Origin of the sequence: Exiguobacterium sp. s43 (assembly GCF_018617255.1) — a bacterium.
Classification (GTDB): domain Bacteria; phylum Bacillota; class Bacilli; order Exiguobacteriales; family Exiguobacteriaceae; genus Exiguobacterium; species Exiguobacterium profundum.
On the sequence record NZ_JACSJT010000002.1, the window covers coordinates 1 to 16,226 of the forward strand.

15 protein-coding genes and 10 tRNA genes are annotated in these 16,226 nt (G+C 50.3%); 1 reads left to right on the forward strand and 24 read right to left on the reverse strand.

The annotated features are described in order from the left end of the window. Positions 1 to 97: 97 nt before the first annotated feature. From KNO79_RS10630 to acpS, 18 genes are all read right to left on the reverse strand, one after another. Positions 98 to 174, reverse strand: a tRNA-Ile gene (locus KNO79_RS10630). A gap of 11 nt (positions 175 to 185) precedes the next feature. Next, positions 186 to 262 (reverse strand) — tRNA-Arg (locus tag KNO79_RS10635). Between the two features lie 3 nt (positions 263 to 265). Continuing rightward, positions 266 to 353: transfer RNA gene (locus tag KNO79_RS10640), tRNA-Leu, on the reverse strand. Positions 354 to 377: 24 nt separating this feature from the next. Beyond that, a tRNA-Lys gene (locus tag KNO79_RS10645) sits at positions 378 to 453 on the reverse strand. Positions 454 to 463: 10 nt separating this feature from the next. After that, positions 464 to 535: transfer RNA gene (locus KNO79_RS10650), tRNA-Gln, on the reverse strand. A gap of 7 nt (positions 536 to 542) precedes the next feature. Further along, positions 543 to 618 (reverse strand) — tRNA-Asp (locus KNO79_RS10655). 21 nt (positions 619 to 639) lie between these two features. Further along, a tRNA-Val gene (locus tag KNO79_RS10660) sits at positions 640 to 715 on the reverse strand. Between the two features lie 5 nt (positions 716 to 720). After that, positions 721 to 795: transfer RNA gene (locus KNO79_RS10665), tRNA-Glu, on the reverse strand. 29 nt (positions 796 to 824) lie between these two features. Continuing rightward, positions 825 to 916 (reverse strand) — tRNA-Ser (locus tag KNO79_RS10670). A 9-nt stretch (positions 917 to 925) separates the two neighbouring features. Further along, a tRNA-Asn gene (locus tag KNO79_RS10675) sits at positions 926 to 1,000 on the reverse strand. A 204-nt stretch (positions 1,001 to 1,204) separates the two neighbouring features. Further along, positions 1,205 to 3,334, reverse strand: coding sequence for a Tex family protein (locus tag KNO79_RS10680; RefSeq protein ID WP_214691286.1), 2,130 nt, complete (start codon positions 3,332 to 3,334; stop codon positions 1,205 to 1,207). 69 nt (positions 3,335 to 3,403) lie between these two features. Continuing rightward, positions 3,404 to 4,204, reverse strand: a complete 801-nt coding sequence (gene sigB, locus KNO79_RS10685; protein WP_214691287.1) for an RNA polymerase sigma factor SigB — start codon at positions 4,202 to 4,204, stop codon at positions 3,404 to 3,406. Continuing rightward, positions 4,170 to 4,649 carry an anti-sigma B factor RsbW gene (gene rsbW / locus KNO79_RS10690; protein WP_074034849.1) on the reverse strand — a complete coding sequence of 160 codons (480 nt, stop codon included), beginning with the start codon at positions 4,647 to 4,649 and terminating at the stop codon, positions 4,170 to 4,172. The genes sigB and rsbW overlap by 35 nt, the downstream gene beginning before the upstream one ends. After that, on the reverse strand, positions 4,646 to 4,972 hold the full coding sequence (locus KNO79_RS10695) for an STAS domain-containing protein (RefSeq protein ID WP_015880558.1): 327 nt from the start codon (positions 4,970 to 4,972) through the stop codon (positions 4,646 to 4,648). Before KNO79_RS10695 ends, rsbW begins: the two co-directional genes overlap by 4 nt. 140 nt (positions 4,973 to 5,112) lie before the next feature. After that, positions 5,113 to 5,463 (reverse strand): type II toxin-antitoxin system PemK/MazF family toxin, encoded by a 351-nt coding sequence (locus tag KNO79_RS10700; RefSeq protein ID WP_026824472.1) that lies wholly within the window; start codon positions 5,461 to 5,463, stop codon positions 5,113 to 5,115. A gap of 5 nt (positions 5,464 to 5,468) precedes the next feature. Beyond that, positions 5,469 to 5,747 carry a hypothetical protein gene (locus KNO79_RS10705; protein ID WP_074034853.1) on the reverse strand — a complete coding sequence of 93 codons (279 nt, stop codon included), beginning with the start codon at positions 5,745 to 5,747 and terminating at the stop codon, positions 5,469 to 5,471. A gap of 129 nt (positions 5,748 to 5,876) precedes the next feature. Further along, positions 5,877 to 6,953: an alanine racemase gene (gene alr, locus KNO79_RS10710; RefSeq protein ID WP_214691288.1), complete on the reverse strand. Its 1,077-nt coding sequence runs from the start codon at positions 6,951 to 6,953 to the stop codon at positions 5,877 to 5,879. Continuing rightward, entirely contained in the window at positions 6,940 to 7,308 is a 369-nt protein-coding gene (gene acpS, locus KNO79_RS10715) for a holo-ACP synthase (protein WP_074034857.1), read from the reverse strand. Before acpS ends, alr begins: the two co-directional genes overlap by 14 nt. Positions 7,309 to 7,371: 63 nt before the next feature. Here acpS and KNO79_RS10720 point away from each other — a divergent pair, with 63 nt between their 5' ends. After that, positions 7,372 to 8,097 (forward strand): rhomboid family intramembrane serine protease, encoded by a 726-nt coding sequence (locus KNO79_RS10720; protein ID WP_074034859.1) that lies wholly within the window; start codon positions 7,372 to 7,374, stop codon positions 8,095 to 8,097. Between the two features lie 37 nt (positions 8,098 to 8,134). Here KNO79_RS10720 and argF read toward each other — a convergent pair whose 3' ends face one another. Genes argF through argJ form a run of 6 tightly spaced genes read right to left on the reverse strand, consistent with a single transcriptional unit; the run spans position 8,135 to position 16,218 of the window. Then, positions 8,135 to 9,061 (reverse strand): ornithine carbamoyltransferase, encoded by a 927-nt coding sequence (gene argF, locus KNO79_RS10725; protein ID WP_214691289.1) that lies wholly within the window; start codon positions 9,059 to 9,061, stop codon positions 8,135 to 8,137. Next, positions 9,058 to 12,078 (reverse strand): carbamoyl-phosphate synthase (glutamine-hydrolyzing) large subunit, encoded by a 3,021-nt coding sequence (carB, locus tag KNO79_RS10730; protein WP_214691290.1) that lies wholly within the window; start codon positions 12,076 to 12,078, stop codon positions 9,058 to 9,060. Before carB ends, argF begins: the two co-directional genes overlap by 4 nt. Then, the gene (locus tag KNO79_RS10735; RefSeq protein WP_214691291.1) at positions 12,071 to 13,123 is read right to left on the reverse strand and encodes a carbamoyl phosphate synthase small subunit; all 1,053 of its coding nucleotides are present in this window, start codon (positions 13,121 to 13,123) and stop codon (positions 12,071 to 12,073) included. The genes carB and KNO79_RS10735 overlap by 8 nt, the downstream gene beginning before the upstream one ends. Further along, positions 13,120 to 14,265, reverse strand: a complete 1,146-nt coding sequence (locus KNO79_RS10740) for an acetylornithine transaminase (RefSeq protein WP_214691292.1) — start codon at positions 14,263 to 14,265, stop codon at positions 13,120 to 13,122. The genes KNO79_RS10735 and KNO79_RS10740 overlap by 4 nt, the downstream gene beginning before the upstream one ends. Then, a complete protein-coding gene (gene argB / locus KNO79_RS10745; RefSeq protein WP_214691293.1) occupies positions 14,225 to 15,004 on the reverse strand; it encodes an acetylglutamate kinase in 780 nt (259 codons plus the stop codon). Before argB ends, KNO79_RS10740 begins: the two co-directional genes overlap by 41 nt. Further along, on the reverse strand, positions 15,001 to 16,218 hold the full coding sequence (gene argJ / locus KNO79_RS10750; RefSeq protein ID WP_214691294.1) for a bifunctional glutamate N-acetyltransferase/amino-acid acetyltransferase ArgJ: 1,218 nt from the start codon (positions 16,216 to 16,218) through the stop codon (positions 15,001 to 15,003). The genes argB and argJ overlap by 4 nt, the downstream gene beginning before the upstream one ends. Positions 16,219 to 16,226: the final 8 nt, after the last annotated feature.

Consider the following 16,226-nt stretch of genomic DNA (forward strand, 5'->3'; position numbering starts at 1 on the left):
TGATATAGCTCTTAAATTGACGAAGCTTGCGCTTCATTCAAAAATTGTAAAACTTTTTTTGCCTCATCGTTCAGTTTTCAAAGTTCGTCAGTTTAAATGGTGGGCCTAAGTGGACTCGAACCACCGACCTCACGCTTATCAGGCGTGCGCTCTAACCGGCTGAGCTATAGGCCCATAAAAAAGAATGGTGCACCCTGAGAGATTCGAACTCCCGGCCTTTAGATTCGTAGTCTAACGCTCTATCCAGCTGAGCTAAGGGTGCATATGGTGCGGTCGAGAGGACTTGAACCTCCACGGTGTTAACCACCACTAGGCCCTCAACCTAGCGCGTCTACCGATTCCGCCACGACCGCAGCGTATAAAGTTAAAAAAGAAAATGGTGAGTCATGCAGGGCTCGAACCTGCGACCCTCTGATTAAAAGTCAGATGCTCTACCAACTGAGCTAATGACTCAAATAAAAAGCTGGGCTGGAAGGGATCGAACCTTCGCATGTCGGAATCAAAATCCGATGCCTTACCACTTGGCTACAGCCCAACGTAAATGGCGGTCTTGACGGGATTCGAACCCGCGATCTCCTGCGTGACAGGCAGGCATGTTAACCCCTACACCACAAGACCAGATTACGTTTTTATTTGAAATGGTGGAGGATGACGGGATCGAACCGCCGACCCCCTGCTTGTAAGGCAGGTGCTCTCCCAGCTGAGCTAATCCTCCATATATGGTGACCCGTACGGGATTCGAACCCGTGTTACCGCCGTGAAAGGGCGGTGTCTTAACCGCTTGACCAACGGGCCAGTGTATGTGTCTTCTAAGTAATTTTAAGTGGCGGAGACGGAGGGATTCGAACCCTCGCACCGGTTTCCCAGCCTACTCCCTTAGCAGGGGAGCCCCTTATAGCCTCTTGGGTACGTCTCCAAAATAAAATGGCTCCGCAAGTAGGATTTGAACCTACGACCTACCGGTTAACAGCCGGTTGCTCTACCACTGAGCTATTGCGGAACGTTGCTTGAAATTATCGAAGTAACGATTTATATTGTAACCGCAAACCAGAAACCTGTCAATCACTTTCTTAGAAAAACGTTTATTTCGCGTGCCGTCTCTCGGCGACTTCTATAAGATATCACGGCACAAAAAGACCGTCAACACTTTTTCTAAAAAAAATCAGGTAAAATGAAAAACATTTTACCTGATACGAGTTTCTTCTTATTTAACACTCGGTGCAAGCATCGTTAAACTAATCCGTCCACGATTCACATCGACTTGTTCGATCCACACGGTCACGATGTCACCAACCGCCACGACATCTAATGGATGCTTCACGTATCGATTCGATAATTTCGAAATGTGGACCAAACCATCCTGTTTCACCCCAATGTCAACGAACGCGCCAAAATCAATGACATTTCGGACGGTTCCTTGGAATTCCATACCGACTTGAAGGTCTTCGAGACTCATGACGTCCGTGCGTAGTAATGGTTTCTGGATATCTTCTCGCGGGTCACGCCCTGGTTTGGCTAATGACTTCAAAATGTCTTCAACTGTCGGAAGCCCCGCCTCTAGTTCTTCACTCAAGGCTTTAGCTTCGACTTGTTGCAATCGTTCTCGAAGCGCAGCCGTACCGACCTCTGATTTTGAAGATCCGATCTCTTTTAAAATGGATAACGCGAGCGGATAGCTTTCCGGGTGAATCTCTGTCTGGTCGAGAACGTCCTTCCCGTTCATGATCCGTAAGAATCCAGCCGCCTGCTCAAACGCCTTCGCTCCAAGACGAGGTACTTTCTTAATTTCCTTTCTCGTTTCAAAGCGTCCATTCTCTTCACGATATGCCACAATATTTTTCGCCGTCGTTTTATTGAGTCCTGAGACGTACGTCAATAAAGACTCGGAAGCACGGTTCACATCAATTCCGACCATGTTGACCACGCTCTCGACGACGAACTCTAAGGAGGCTTTCAGTTTATTCTGGCTGACGTCATGCTGATATTGTCCGACACCGACTGATTGCGGGTCGACTTTGACAAGTTCCGCCATCGCGTCTTGAATTCGACGTGCAATCGAAACGGCTGACCGTTCCTCAACTTTCAAATCCGGGAATTCACTTCGTGCGACTTCCGATGCCGAGTAGACACTTGCCCCCGCTTCGTTCACAATCGCGTAAGCAATATCACGTTCCGCTTTCTTCAACCAGTCGGCGACGAATTGTTCCGTCTCCCGTGAGGCGGTTCCGTTTCCGACGACGATAACCGAGATTGGATATTTCTTCGCGAGTCTCGTCAGTACTTTTTCAGCACCGGCGATATCATGTTTCGGTGCCGTCGGATAGAAGACACCGACCTCTTCGACTTTTCCGATTTCATTGACGACTGCCCATTTACAACCAGTTCGATAAGCCGGGTCGATCCCTAAGACGACGACCTCGCGAAGGGGCGGCTGCATATAGAGTTGTTTCAAGTTTTTCGAGAAGACATCGATCGCCTGCTCTTCTGCTTTTTCCGTCAACTCCCCACGAATCTCCCGTTCGATAGCCGGGAAGACCGACTTCTTGTACGCCTCCGTCACAGCCGTCTCGACAACCTCACGTTTTTCTTTCGGAAGTCGTTCATATGTACGGAGGGCTTGATCCATGAAACGCGTCTCGTCGAACACTACTTTCACCTGGAGCACGTCCGTACGTTCCCCACGGTTCAAGGCGAGTACACGGTGTGGGACAATGCCAGCAATCTTCTCTTCATATTCATAATACTGCGCAAAAATCTCTTTTTCGTCTTCCGCTTGTTTTTTCTTCTTCGAGCGCAAAAGTCCTTCTTTGCGTACGCGGTCACGAAGCATCTGGCGCAGTTTCGCTTCCTCTCCCCATTCTTCACCGATGATGGCATGGACGAGCGGCAACGCTTCCTCTACCTCGACGTCTTGAGCGAGTTCTTTTACCTTGTCTGAAGAATAGGGTGATTTGTCCCGGAACCAATCCGCAAGCGGCTGCAGTCCTTTCTCGCGTCCCTGTTCTGCTTTCGTACGTCGTTTTGGACGATACGGCAAGTAGATGTCTTCCACTTGTTGAAGGGTTGTCGCCGCCTCTAACGCTTTCGTTAGTTCAGGCGTGTTTTTTTCCAACTCTTCTAATTTAGCCAGGACATCCGCCTTGCGTTTTTGCAGGCTCTCTTCATATTGAAGAGCATCCAAGATTCCTTTAATTTCAACTTCGTCCAAATTCCCCGTCATTTCCTTCCGATAACGGGCCATGAACGGTATCGTTGCCCCTTCAGATGCGAGCTGCTGAACCGTCTCGACTTGGTTCACTTTCAAGTTTAACGCGTTAGCCACTTTCGTAATCACTTGAATCACTTCCTTTTTTGATCTCTTTCAAAGTGTAGCAAACATTCAAACAAAAAAGCGATGACTCGATTAGTCATCGCTTAAGAATACTTCATTGAGTGGGACCTTGATGGCTTCACGCAGCTTTTCGAGTGCTCGTCGTTGCAAACGGGACACATGCATCTGCGAGATTCCAAGAAGTTCTCCTGTCTCTTTTTGACTCATATTCTTATAGTAGGCGCATTCCAAGATGGCGCGTTCACGCTCGTTTAAGACATTGAATGCCTTTTCTAGAATGAGACGCTGGTCGACCGATTCATACCCGCGCTCTTGGCTACCGACCAAGTCGAGTAATGTGACCGTACTACCTTCGTTATCCGCTTCGATTGAACTATCAACCGACAAGGCTTGATAACTTTTGCCCATCTCGAGCGTTTCGAGAATTTCTTCATCGGACACGCCAAGGTGGTCGGCAATCTCATCGATTCGTGGCGAACGTTGTAATTCGGTCGTCAACTCTTCGACCGTCTTTTTAATCTTTGGTCCGAGTTCTTTGATTCGACGCGGTACGTGGACACTCCACGTCTTGTCGCGAATAAATCGTTTGATTTCGCCGATGATGGTCGGGACAGCAAATGACTCGAAGCTACGACCAAATTCCGGGTCAAATCGACGAAGTGCCGCCAGTAACCCAATCATCCCAACTTGCACAAGATCGTCGTGAATCGCACGGCCACGCGAGAATTTACGCGCGAGTGCTTCAACGAGGTCAGAATAGCGGTTGATGAGGAGCATTTGCACTTCTTCGTTTTGATCGTCTTGTTGATAGCGTTCAATCCACTCTAGTACCTCGTCATCACTGTGATGGCGTTGTTGAGATTTTGCTGGCACTCTGATCCACCTCGTCCCTATTGAGGAGTTTTGTCATCGTCACTTTGACACCGCTGTCTTTATTGATCGAGACATCGTCCATTAATGCTTCGATCAAGAAGAGACCAAGTCCTCCTTCATGGAGCGATTCAATTTCGGTCGTTTCTTCGACCGGAGCGGCTTGACGCTTCACATCATCTGCGAACGTCTTGCCGGAATCCTCAATCGTGATTTCAAGACGATCTGCATAGACGCCACAAGCGAGTTTGACCTCTCCATCTTGATGATCGTCATAAGCATGTTGGACGGCGTTGCCACATGCTTCCGAGACCGCGATTTTAATATCTTCGATCTCGTCGTACGTATATCCCATACGGTTAGCGATTCCTGAAACGACTAATCGAACCACACCGACATATTCGGGTTTGGCCGGGAACGTCATGACCGTCTGTTCAACATTGTTCATTGCGTGCCACCTCTTACGTTCGAATTAATAGAAAGAAGTTTGTGAAGACCCGTCAATTCGAATAGACGATTGACTCGGTCTGTGACTCCGACAAGTGACAACTCTTTTTCGTTGCGCGTGGCAATTTTTAATGCCCCGACGAACACGCCAAGACCTGTCGAATCCATATACTCCACTTCGTCTAAATGAACGACCACATCTTGTTCACTGATGGCCGGATGCAATACTTCTTTCAATTTTGGTGCAGTATATGTATCCACTTCTCCGGATACGTAAAGGTGTAATTGTTCTCCAATGACTTGCTCGCGAATCGCTAAATCCATCGTCTATTCCCTCCTAAATGTCCGTACAGAAAAATTGAGTACGATTAAATTAAATTCCCCTCTGACAAAATCTTAAACCACTTTTTAAAAAAAGTTTAAAAAAAGACCGATACCTATGTACCAGTCTTATCTATGTAAGGCTAGAGAGGGATCAATCCCATACTGATCTCTAGCGCTCTGTCCACTTTATGCATCGTCTCATCATCGAGATGAGTGACTTTATCCGTCAGACGACGCTTATCAATCGTTCGAATCTGTTCAAGCAAAATCACAGAGTCTCGTTCGAGTCCGTGCTTCTCTTGATATACTTCCACATGAGTCGGCAGTTTTGCTTTTTGAATCTGAGCTGTAATCGCAGCGACAATGACGGTCGGGCTAAAGCGATTGCCGATGTCGTTCTGTACGATCAGAACGGGTCGAACGCCACCTTGCTCTGAGCCGACTACGGGCGACAGATTCGCATAAAACACGTCACCACGCTTTACGATCACGCTGCTCACACCCCACTTACTTGACGTAAGAGAGCGTGTTCGGCTTCGGTTTCAATCATTAGCATCTCTTCTGCCATATTCAAGTTAAACGCGGCCATCTCTTGATAGCCTTTCGCCAATTCTTCACGCAGTGTTTGTTGTCGATCAGCAATTTCTTTAGACAAGTATGTCACTACATCGTTCAAGGACAGTGTTTCACGGTCTTTCATCGAAATCGGACCCCCTTGTTGCGAGAACCGATCTGGGACGGACGCTAGCGCACCCGCAGTTCGCTGCTTCAACATCTTACACCTCCAGAATCGTTTCATGGACTGGCGGAAATTCTCCCGCGTTCTTTATCAATATAACACGCGGGAATGGGAAAATATAGAGAAATCGAGAAAGAATTCAGATAATTTCACACGATTTATGATTCACACATAAAGACGTGGCAATCGGCTCGTGAATTGGCAAACGATCTCATAGTTGATCGTCCCAAGATATGAGGCGAGTTCATCAATGGCGACGTTTCCACCGACAAGGGTCACGTCCGTCCCGACCGGAAACTCTTTTGGAAGCCGGATCATGAAACGGTCCATACAGACGCGTCCCACGATCGGACAACGAATCCCATTGACCTCCACTTCAAACCCGCTCGCCTTTCGTAACCACCCGTCCGCATATCCGACTGGAACGGTACCAATCCATTCATCGGCTGACGTTGTATACGTCGCACCGTAACTGATGGTCTGACCTGCCTCTAGCCGCTTCACCTGCATGAGCTGACTTTTTAGCGTGAAGGCCGGGCGCAGGAACGAATAGAACGTCTCCATCTCACGTGACGGATATAACCCATAGAGCGCGATGCCGACACGAACCAGATTATAAGGAACATCTTGTCCGGCCATTCGGATTGCACCGGCCGAGTTCGACGTATGGATATAGCGGAACCGCTCGTGGAGCCCATCCATCAAACGCTCGAACCGCTCTTGCTGTGTATAATACAGATTGCTATCGAGCTCATCCGCCGTTGCGAAGTGGGTATAGATTCCTTCCACCACAAACGAATCGGTCGCTTCTTCAAGTAAGGCATCCAACTGTTCACGGGTACGAAGTCCGAGGCGTCCCATCCCGGTATCGACTTTGATATGAACCGTCAACGGCTTTTCTTCTATATATGGAGCTGCCTCTCGTAACCATTCGGCAGAAAATACGGACAACGTGATTTCCTGTTCTGCCGCCACTCCGGCATATTCAGGGAATTGCGCTTCCATGACGAGAATCGGTGCTTCGATTCCCGCATCGCGGAGTTCGAGCGCTTCCTCGAGTAACGCGACCCCGAGCATCGTCGCTCCGTTCTCAAGGGCAATTTTCGCCACTTCGACGGCCCCGTGTCCGTAGGCGTTCGCTTTGACGACTGCCATGAGGTCCTGCGGAATTCGTTTCGTTAATTCTTTTATATTATGGGCGATGGACGCCCGATCAATCTCGATTCGACTAGGACGAAACATGGTGTCCCTCCTCTTCTAAGATGACTTGTGCGATGGCGTATGTTTGACTATGGCTGATGCTGACATGAATCTTCCCCGTAAACGGTGCGGTCATGACAGGTCGACCCGTCTCATCCGGTAAAATTTCAATATGACGCCACGATAACCCGTGTGCGATGCCAGTCCCGATTGCCTTGGCGTAAGCTTCTTTTGCAGCAAAGCGACCCGAGACAAACTCGATTTGACGCGGGAGCGGATACTGTTGAGACAATTCATATTCCGCATCGGTGAGCAGCCGTTTTAAAAAACGTGGTTGTTTCATCGAGCGAGCCATCCGATCAAGCTCGACGATATCGACTCCAATTCCTACAATCACGGGACACTCGCTCCTTTCCTTTTCTCCCCGTTTCCTTATACAATTGAGGAAAGAGGTGATGTTATGTTTAGTCGTACGGAAAATGTTCAAACGTTTGTACGGGCATATCCACTCGTAACGCTGTTCATTGTAATCCAACTCCTTGTGTTTGTCATCGATTCTTTCGCACCTGGTTTACGAATCGTGGCGACGGGAGGGTCGTTCCATTTGGCACTCGCGGACGGACAATGGTACCGCTTGGTCACGGCCAACTTCATTCATTTGAGTCTCGGTCACTTGCTGTTCAACTCGTTCGCACTGATCATCTTCGGACCAGCGATGGAACGAATGGTCGGACACGTGAAATTTGCCTTGTTTTATGTATTCGCTGGAGCGCTCGCCAACCTGCTCACGTATTTCACTGTCAGCAACTTGTTTTATCTACAGGCCGGGGCGTCAGGCGCCATCTTGGCCATTCTCGGATTCTACGTATTCATCGGTCGTTTCCGTCGCACGTTGATGTACAGCCAAGATGCCCGCTTGGTCTACATCTTCGTCGCCATCAGTGCCGTCTTCACATTGATTGGTTCGAACGTTTCTCTTTGGGGACATGTGTACGGCTTCTTGGCAGGATTCTTACTTGCCATCCCACTCTCACGTTTCACCGTCCCGTATACGCGCCCGATGCGCTACGGGAAGTATAAGCAACGTTCGTACACGCCCCCTGTCATTCATTCCGGGGATGGAAAGTGGTTTTTCTACATCATTATCGGACTGGCCGTCTTTGGATTATTGGCAAGGTTCTTATAACAACAAAGGGTGACACGTGGCGTGTCACCCTTTGTTGTTACGTTAGCAATGTCAGCATCAGTGCTTTTTGTGCATGTAAACGATTCTCGGCTTGATCGAACACCCATGACTGCGGTCCATCGATCACCTCAGCCGTCACTTCTTCCCCGCGATGCGCCGGCAAACAGTGAAGGAAGATGGCGTCGGGGTTCGCAAGTGCCATCAACTCTTCATTCACTTGAAAACCGTTAAACTTCATCAGCCGCTCCTCTGCTTCTCCCTCCTGCCCCATGCTCGCAAATACATCCGTGTAGACAATATCCGCCTCGTTCACAGCAAGCGATGGGTTTTCGAACAACGCGATGCTTCCTCCCGTTGATTCAGCCAACTTCTTCGCTTTCTCATAAATGCCTTGATCAACGGTGTATCCGTTTGGTGAGGCGATGCGGATATGCATCCCACTCAGTGCCCCACCGATCATAAGCGAATGTGCCATATTATTGCCGTCTCCGATATACGTCAACACCTTTCCGGTACGACTCCCGAACCGCTCTTCAATCGTCAATAAATCCGCGAGCACTTGGCACGGATGATGCAAGTCCGTCAATCCATTGATGATTGGGATTGACCCGTGTTGTGCCAACGTCTCCACCGTTTCATGCGCATACGTTCGAATCATGAGTGCGTCCACATACCGACTCATCACTTGAATCGTATCCGTCAACGGTTCACCACGCCCGATTTGCAAATCTTGACCGCTGAGAAAGAGTGGGTATCCACCTAATTCGACCACCCCGACTTCAAATGACATACGCGTCCGTGTCGATGCCTTTTCAAATAGCAATGCGACTTTCTTCCCTGTCAGCACCGTTGCATAAGATTGAGGTGAACGTTTCACTTCGTGTGCCAATTGCATCAACGAATCGAGCGTATCCGGTGTCAATTCCTCCATCGTTAAAAAATGTTGTATCGTCTTCACTGTCATTTGGCTACTCCCTCTCTCATTTGAATGGATTGCAACGACTGAACCGGATTGCCGGTCCGTGACTGACTCATCTGATAATACTGAGCTAACTGTTTGGACGAAATGATATGCACCCCATGGCGAACGGCGATTTCACGTGTTGCTCGTTCGTCAGCCGCATCCGAGAACAATACGGCGACATCTTGAAAATCACTGACGTCTGCGAGTGGTGTATCCCCGACGTGTTCAAACCCTTTCCCGAATACGATTTGCGGACGATTCATCACCCGTGTTGTCACCGCATCATACGTAAAGCGCTCCGGCACATATGAATGTGAACTGAATTGAAGTGTCTCGCCTGTCGAACGCATGACCGGACCTGTCATCGGGTCTACGCCTGGCAGTTTGACGTTCGAGAAGATCGGAGTCTTTACCGCATAGTTTGTCAATCTCGAGGGATGTGTCGGAACGAAATCGTTCAATGCGAGACCGTACGCCGCGTAGGTCGCCCATTCGATTAACGGCTCACCTGTCACTTTGCTGACAATCGGCACAGTCCGCGACGCACGCGGATTGATTTCAAGGACGTAGATCGTGTCTTCCTTCAACACGAACTGAATGTTCAGAGCTCCTTTATAATCGAGCGCCTGTCCGATTCGTTTCGCAATCGACTCCACTTGCTCTTGAATCGCCAGACTCGTCTCGACCGGCGGCAAGATCATCGTCGAGTCTCCGGAATGGACACCCGCCGCTTCGATTTGTTCTAGGACGACGGGCACATATACCGTTTCCCCGTCCGTTACACAATCCACTTCAAGCTCACGCCCTGCGACATATTGGTCGACTAGCGTTGGATAGGCAAGGTTCGGTAACACCTCTGCTAACTGTTCCTCTGAATGAATGAGTAACATGCCCTTTCCTCCAATCACGTAGGACGGGCGCAAGATACATGGGTAGCCTAACTGTTGGATCGCTTCCTGCAACTGCGTCGGGGAAGTGACTTCTTCACCCGGGATGTGTTCGACTTCAATCGAATCAAGGAATTGATAGAAACGTTCCCGGTCTTCCATTTGGTCGATGGTGTCTGCGGATGCACCGAGCAAGTGATACCCCGCCGCTTCTAAATCATGAGCGAGTGCAATACCCGTCTGTCCACCGAACTGGATTAAGACATCGCGGCACCCTTCCGCTTCTAACACGTGCATGACATCTTCACTCGTCAGCGGTTCGACATACAGTTTGTCCGCAATCGAGAAGTCCGTCGATACGGTCTCCGGGTTGTTGTTGATCATAATCGTTTCGATACCAAGTTTTTGAAGTGCCCAGACCGCATGAACCGAACTGTAATCGAACTCGATGCCCTGTCCGATTCGAATCGGACCTGCCCCAATGATGGCAACCTTCCGTTTTTCACTCGGCTTCACTTCGGACGTTCCGTGCCATGAACCGTAAAAATACGGGGTCTTACTTTCGAACTCGGCCGCACACGTATCAATCATCTGATATACCGGTTGAATCGAGGCCGCCTCTCGGAACGCCTTGATTTCCTCGGTTTGCATATGCATCACGGCGGCAATTTGCGCGTCCGTGAACCCAAGTCGCTTCGCTTGAAGCAACTGGACCGGATTCGTCAAATCTTCCTTCATCATCTGAATGAGTCGTTTTAACATGTGAATGAAGTGAGGGGTGATGCCCGTAATCTGCTGTAATGCATAGGCCGACATCAACTCACGGTCGAGCAAAGCGAGACAAGCGTGCAATCTACGATCGGTCGGCGCCTCGACTTCGCCCATCAAAACGTCGACTGTGGCTCCCTGCATCCACTTCGGATAAAGCGGTGCCTGTTCGATTCCGGCACCACGCCATGCCTTCTGTAACGCTTCTTCTAACGTTTTCCCCATCGCCATACTCTCACCGGTCGCCTTCATCTGTGGTCCGAGTGCGCGTTCTGTTTCCGCGAACAAGTCGAACGGGAAACATGGTACTTTCGCCGTAATGTAATCAAGTGCCGGTTCAAAGCTCGCCATCGTATTCGTTGTGACTGGATTGATACAGTGATCTAACGGTTCACCTAAAGCGAGACGTGTCGCAATTTTGGCAATCGGATAGCCGGTCGCTTTTGACGCGAGTGCCGAGCTCCGAGAGACACGAGGATTGACTTCAATCACGTAGTACTCTGACTTCGTCGGATGCACCGCGAACTGAATGTTACATCCACCAATCACACCGAGTTCGGAGACGATTCGAAACGCAGCGCTCCGTAACGTCTGATGCATTTGGTCCGATAAGGTTTGGGCCGGAGCGAACACGACGGAGTCCCCCGTATGCACACCGACCGGATCGATATTTTCCATGTTGCAGACGATGATGCACGTTCCGAGCGCGTCACGCATGACCTCATATTCAAATTCTTTATAGCCAGCGATGCTCTTCTCGACCAAACATTGTGAGATCGGGCTTGCCTCAAGACCCCGACGCGCCATCGTATACGCCTCATCCTCCGTCATCGCAATCCCACCGCCGGTCCCACCGAGCGTGAACGCCGGACGAACGATGAGCGGAACACCGGTCGTCTCAATGAAAGCTGTCAGTTCTTCAATCGTCTCAATCGTCGTCGATGTCGGAATCGGCTCGTTCAACAGCTCCATCTTTTGCTTGAACCGCTCACGGTCTTCCCCGTCACGAATCGTGTCGAGTGATGTACCGAGCAGTTCGATTCCATATTGGGTCAACACGCCAGCTTCCTCGAGATCAAGAGCCAAGTTCAACGCCGTCTGTCCACCGACCGTCGCAAGGACGTGCGTCGGACGTTCTTTTTCAATGATCTCGGTCGCTTTTTGAACGGTCATCGCCTCAATATACGTCGCGTCCGCCATTCCTGGGTCCGTCATGATTGTGGCAGGATTGGAGTTCAATAAGACGACTTCACAACCGGCTTCACGAAGCGCCTGACACGCCTGCGTTCCGGAATAATCAAACTCTGCGGCCTGCCCAATCACGATGGGTCCCGATCCGATAACGAGTACTTTTTTATGCATACGCGTTCACTCCTTGCTGAATCATATCATCAAAACGGTCGAAGACGGACTGCGCGTCCGTTGGTCCGGGACTCGCCTCCGGATGGAACTGTGTCGTGAAAATGGATGCATTCGGATGAATCAACCCTTCCACCGAGTGATCGTTCACGTTCTCATAAAGCAGTTCAAGCGGGCTCTGTTCGATACTCATACGCGCGACCACATAACCGTGATTTTGCGACGTCATCCATACTTCGTTCGTCTTGACGTTTCGGACCGGGTGATTCGAGCCACGATGTCCGTATGTTTGCTTTTCAATCTTGCAACCGAACGCGAGCGCGAGCAGTTGATGCCCCATACAAATCCCGAGGGTCGGATACGATAACGCCAATTCCCGGATGACTTCAATCTGCCCCATGTGGTCTCGCGGGTCCCCGGGCCCGTTCGATACTAAAATCCCATCCGGTCGCAATGCCTCGACGACCTCTTTTGACGTCTGGTACGGAACACTCGTCAAACGATACCCACGTTTCACCATTTCACCAATCATCGACGCCTTCACCCCGAAGTCGAGACAGACGATATGCCCTTTCTCTCCGTTCCCTTCCTGAACGATAGACGTTGTTGTGACGCGCTCTGTTAGATGACGAACATCTGGAACTTCCAACGTTTCATGTATGTCCGCTGCCATCATTCCAAACTGATCGCCTTCATCACGCAACACATGAACGAGTGCACGCACATCGACTTGTGACAGAACCGGAATCCCTTCCTGCTCTAACCAATCCTTTAAGTCAGACTGATCCCCAGAATCGGCAAGTGATTGCACGAGGACGCCGGCCACTTGAATGCGAGCACTTTCGCTCCCGTCTGATTCCAGTCCATATTGTCCGATCAGCGGATAAGTGAACGCGATGATCTGTCCAGCATATGACGGGTCGGTCAACACTTCTTGATAGCCCGTCATCCCGGTGAAGAACACGACTTCACCACTTGCGTGTCGCGCACTCGTCTCCCATGTTCCTGTAAAGTACTTCCCGTTCATTAAGCTGATGCTTCCGTTCATACGACGCCCTCCTTCTGTAAGATTTGTTCAAGTTTCGTCAATGCTTCGTCAATCTCCGATTTCGTGACCAGTAGTGAAGGCAGGAAGCGGATGACGTGCGGCCCCGCCATGACGACCAATAAACCCGCCTCTGCCAATTCTGTGACCCAGTCTGCTACCGGTTCTGTCGAGACAAGCCCAATCATCAGCCCAAGTCCTCTCACTTCGACGAAACGTTCTCCATCCACGAAGCGACTGAGTCCTTCTTTCAAATAATCTCCCATGTCTGTGACATGCTTAAAAGACTCGGGTGTGAAGAGGACATCGAGTGTCGCTTCTGCCGCAGCCATCGCCACTGGATTTCCACCGAAGGTCGAACCGTGACTCCCAGGACCAAAGACCGTCGCCGCTTCCGCCGTCGTCAATATTGCGCCGACCGGAATGCCACTCCCCAATCCTTTCGCTAACGTGATGATATGAGGACGGAGCGGTGTTTGTTCGTATGCGAAACGTGTCCCTGTACGCGCGATGCCGGTCTGCACTTCATCGACGACGATTTTGACATCGTATTTGTCAGCTGCTTCCTGTAAGGCCTGCAACCACAGGGGATCCGCGACGACCACACCGCCTTCACCTTGTACGATCTCGAGCCAAACAGCAGACGTCTCATCATCGATCCAGTCAAGAGCCTCTATATCGTTGAACGGTGCATGAATAAAGTCACTCACCATCGGTCCAAATCCATGTTTCACCTTCTCTTGACCAGTCGCCCCGAGCATAGCGAATGTACGTCCGTGAAACGACTGCGTGAATGTGATGATTTTTGTTTTCTGCGTCCACTTTCGGACTAACTTAAAGGCCGCCTCATTCGCTTCTGTCCCACTGTTACAAAAGAAGGCATGCGTCAGATGTGTTCCTTCCGTCAACTTTTCAGCGACACGTTGCTGACCAGATATCAAATAGAGGTTGGATGTATGCCACACCCGGTTCAATTGTTCTTCAATTTTCTGTTGCACGTATGGATGACGATGCCCCGTCCCACATACGGCAATGCCCATCACAAAGTCTAAGTACGTCTTTCCTGAAACATCCGTCACGTACGACCCGCTCGCCTGCGCGATCTCAATCGTTCGTTTCCCGTATGTCGGTAAAAGCGAATTCATAGTTCCCCTCCCATAATCTTGTCCCTGCGAGCGTCGCGTCACGACCATCTCGGATGCGGGCACTTTTTACCCCTCCTGCCACTGCTGCCAATAGCGCCTCTACTTTCGGCACCATCCCTCCATCAATTTCTCCAGATGCGATGGCTTCTCGAATGTCCCGTTCAGTTAGCGTCGTCTGAAATTCACCGTGTATGCGAATACCGTTCACATCGGTCAATAGTTCCAATTCATCCGCTTGTAACGAAATAGCAAGTGCCACCGCACAATCATCGCCATTACAGTTCAGCGGTCCTTCCGCGCCGGCAATCACCGATGTCACAACCGGAACATGTCCGGAATCCATCAGCCGTTCGAACACGTCATTTCGAATCGAAATCACCTCACCGACTTTCCCAAGTCCATTCAGAGGTTGACCGAAAATCGCACTCCCGTCGACCCCCGATAAACCAAACGCATCGAGGTCATATCGAGCCAATGTCGACACGACGTTCGTCTGCATTTCTCCTGCCAACACACGCCAAGCACCAATCAACACCTCATCTGTCGTCACGCGACGTCCGGCCAAGAACAACGGTTCAATTTGTTGAGACATGCAATAAGCCGATAGTTTCGGTCCACCTCCATGTACGATGAGCAAATCATTTCCTTCTTCCATCCATCCTCGCCACTCTTCAAAGTACGAAGGTGTCATCGACTCCCAGACACTGCCCCCAAGTTTGATGACTTTCCGCTTCTTCATGTCCGGTAACTCGCATTGATTTTGACGTAGTCGTAGGTTAAGTCACATCCGTATGCCTGACCGAACCCTTCCCCGCCATGCAAGTCGACTGTGATGGTGACGACGTCCCGACTCATCTCTTCGGTCGCATACGCCTCATCAAACCAGACAGGCGTACTGTCCTTTAAAACAAGTTGACTCCCTATTTGAATATCGATCGCCTCCACGTTCACAGGGAACGGGACGGCGCCGATTGCAGCAATGATTCGTCCCCAGTTGGCATCCTGTCCATATACCGCTGTCTTCACCAGAGAGGACCCGACGATTTGCTTGGCAATCGTTCTGGCTTGTTGGTCGGATGTTGCGCCACTGACATTCACTTCTATGAGTTTCGTCGCTCCTTCCCCATCTTTTGCAATCGCTTTGGCAAGCTCTAAACATACATCTGTCAAAGCCTGTTGGAACGCGATGTGTGCGGAAGTCCCCTCTTTGATTTCTTCCATTTCTACTGCCCCGCTCGCCATGACGAGGACCATATCGTTTGTCGAGCTGTCCCCGTCCACCGTGATGTTATTGAACGAGGCGTCGACGCTTTTCTTTAATGTCTGCTGCAACAGTTCCGGTGCGATGACCGCATCTGTCGTCACAAACCCGAGCATCGTTGCCATATTCGGGTGAATCATCCCCGACCCTTTGGCGACGCCTGAGATCGTCACGGTCGCTTCCCCTTCTTTGTAATGGACACTAGTTTGTTTCGTCCCGGTATCTGTTGTCAAAATGGCTTCAGCGAACGATTGTCCATCTTTCCATGTCTTGGACGGTTGCAGATGACCAATCCCGTTTATGAGCGGGACCATCGGAAGCGGTTGACCGATGACGCCCGTTGAAGCGATGGCCACTTCTTCCGGTTTTACACCTATATGTTTTGCCGTCATGTCGCGCATCGTGTAGGCGTCCTTTAGCCCTTGTTCACCTGTACAGGCGTTCGCGTTCCCGCTATTGATTAACACGGCTCGAAGATAGCCGTTTGTTTCGGCTAATGACGCTTTTGTCACTTGAATCGGTGCGGCTTGAAAGTGGTTTGTCGTGTAGACGGCCGCCGCGCTCGCTAGTCGTTCACAAACGAGCAGCGCCAAATCTTTCCGTTTTCGTTTTAGTCCCGCATGAATGCCGCACGCTTGAAATCCTTTCGGTGATACGATGCCCGGTTTTTGGGTCGCCATGATGTCGATCATGCTTCATC